This is a genomic window from Planctomonas deserti (assembly GCF_003067705.1).
Taxonomy (GTDB): domain Bacteria; phylum Actinomycetota; class Actinomycetes; order Actinomycetales; family Microbacteriaceae; genus Planctomonas; species Planctomonas deserti.
Genome location: NZ_QANL01000237.1, coordinates 1 through 509 on the forward strand (window position 1 = coordinate 1; position 509 = coordinate 509).

Consider the following 509-nt stretch of genomic DNA (forward strand, 5'->3'; position numbering starts at 1 on the left):
GTACCTGCCGCTGAAGGAATCGCTGCTGTGGCATGGCGTGGCCACCGCCTGCGGTGGCGTGCTGCTGGCATGCGCGCACATCGGCAACCGGCGGGCATTGCACGGCCCACGGTAGCGCCGGGCCATGCCCGGCGGGGTGCCGCCATCCACGCTTGGCGTGGATCTACCGTGGATTCGTCAGAAGCGGTAACCCACTTCCGCGCCGAAGATGCGCGGGCTGTCGACCGGGCCGTAGTAGTTTCCGTCGCGCCCGAAGGCCAGGTTGTCGAAGATCAGGCCATTGATGCGGCGCTTGTTGGTCAGGTTCTGCACGAACACCCGCGCGCTCCACGGCCCGGTCTCATAGCCCAGCTGCGCACCGAGCACGGCCACTGCGGGCTGGAACGCGCGGTTGCGTTCATCCAGTGCACTGGAGCCGGTGAACTGCGATTCCAGCCGTGCATGGATGCCTGAGTCGAACTGATAGCGCGCCGCCAGATAGCCAGTGTAATGAGGGGTCAGCTTGACCC

1 protein-coding gene is annotated in these 509 nt (G+C 66.2%); it reads right to left on the bottom strand.

Going from position 1 to position 509, the window contains the following annotated elements; all coding sequences use genetic code 11:
- Positions 1-177: 177 nt before the first annotated feature.
- The coding region (locus DAI20_RS20470; protein ID WP_159085185.1) for a porin family protein at positions 178-509 on the bottom strand (332 nt) is incomplete at its 5' end.